The organism is Enterobacter sp. SENG-6 (assembly GCF_001605945.1).
Classification (GTDB): domain Bacteria; phylum Pseudomonadota; class Gammaproteobacteria; order Enterobacterales; family Enterobacteriaceae; genus Enterobacter; species Enterobacter cloacae.
In genome coordinates this window covers 1-1,384 of sequence record NZ_LOMM01000065.1, presented here as the reverse complement: position 1 = coordinate 1,384, position 1,384 = coordinate 1, and the positions used below count along the sequence as shown (strand labels likewise).

Annotated in this window: 1 protein-coding gene and 1 pseudogene; both read right to left on the bottom strand. The window is 45.5% G+C overall.

The features are described from left to right. Nucleotides 1-578: 578 nt before the first annotated feature. Complete coding sequence (locus AX755_RS20475; protein ID WP_062857337.1) at nt 579-998, bottom strand: helix-turn-helix domain-containing protein; 420 nt, start codon at nt 996-998, stop codon at nt 579-581. Continuing rightward, nucleotides 995-1,239 (bottom strand): annotated as a pseudogene (locus tag AX755_RS20470) (type II toxin-antitoxin system HigB family toxin). Before AX755_RS20470 ends, AX755_RS20475 begins: the two are co-directional and overlap by 4 nt. Between the last annotated feature and the right edge of the window lie 145 nt (nt 1,240-1,384).

The following is a 1,384-nucleotide window of genomic DNA, read 5'->3' as shown; positions in this document are numbered from 1 at the left end:
TCACTCTCCGAGAGAATACCGGCGGCAGCGGGCATCGTTAACTTAAGATACAAAAGCTGTCCGGAAATGGCGGGTCAAGATCAGATGTCCATGATGTGATTTCAAATAGTGATGAGATTGATTATATAAATGATTCGTCTCTTGATTTTTCTGTCAGATTGAATCCCGCGCAGTTCTTTTTATTTCTTGATGTGGCTATAGAAAATATTCCTCAGCATCATTACTTTTTTGATAGGGAAAATAAATGGTGTCTAGTGATCAGTGCAGAGGGATATATTGACTTCGGTTTCTCATGTTTAGATAAAAAATGATTGAAATGGAAGGTTCATCCTCCCAGGACGTTTAGGTAATGCTTTTGTTTTGATACAAAGAAACCTAGGGGACTAGAGTCTTGCGATGATGATGTGCCTCTACAATTACCGTAAGGTTTTAGCCGCGACATGGCTAGCCTGTTTGCCGTACTTTATAGTGATGCTGATCCATTTCGAGCAGATGGCACAATTGTTGAGCCAACGTTCAACGGCGAACAGAATAGCTGCGTCACTTTTTACTTAATACCTAATAGAATTCTATCCTAATCAATTTCCCACAAATGCACTCACTGGCACGCCGAAACGCTTCGCCAGCGCGCGCATATGATCCAGCGTTAACGTGCGTTGTCCGTTAAGAATCCGACTCACCAGAGACTTCTTGCCTATCTCGTTCTCGAAATCGCTCTGAGTGAGTTGGTACTGATCCATCAGCGTTCGCAATAACGCAACGCCTGACGGAATGCTGGCAACACGCGCGTTAAATTCTGCAAACTCCTGAGACTCGTTTTCGTATTTATAGGTCTTCATAGTGAGCATCTCTACCAGCGGGCTATCGGGGTCATGCTCAATCATATACTCCACCAACGCCAGATCATCCTCGTAATCTTGTCGCGACGGGCTTGAGCCCAGGAAAGGAAGCTCGTTGGTCAGATCGTTTGCCGCTTTGATGGCTGCTGCATAATTCATTCTTTTGTTCTCCCGTGGAGGTCCGTGAGCTTGTCATACTCTGCGTGAGTGCTGATGTGTTTGATTAAGATCTTTCCACGCTCAAAATCAGCAAGAAACATCACTCTTAAATGCCCGCTACCCACATCAATAACTCACCATTTTTCCCGGTATTTCATCCTGTCCCGACTGGGGAAACGCTTTCGCATGTCGTCTTGTGGCGGGAAATGCTCCTTTTAAGTACCTGGTAAAGATCGTCCATGGCGAGTGCTTGATTCGGAAATTATCTGGTGGCTGCGTCGGGAGGTGCTCTTGAGACTACGTTTGACCTGCTCCCCGTTGATTAGTACACCCCGATGTTAGTAATGTCTTCATAAGCCACATGAGGACATCCCCATGAAGAAGCG

What these genes read in the sequence shown, in the direction of transcription:
- AX755_RS20475 (WP_062857337.1), bottom strand. Translation starts at nt 998, where the DNA reads ATGAATTATGCAGCAGCCATCAAAGCGGCAAACGATCTGACCAACGAG.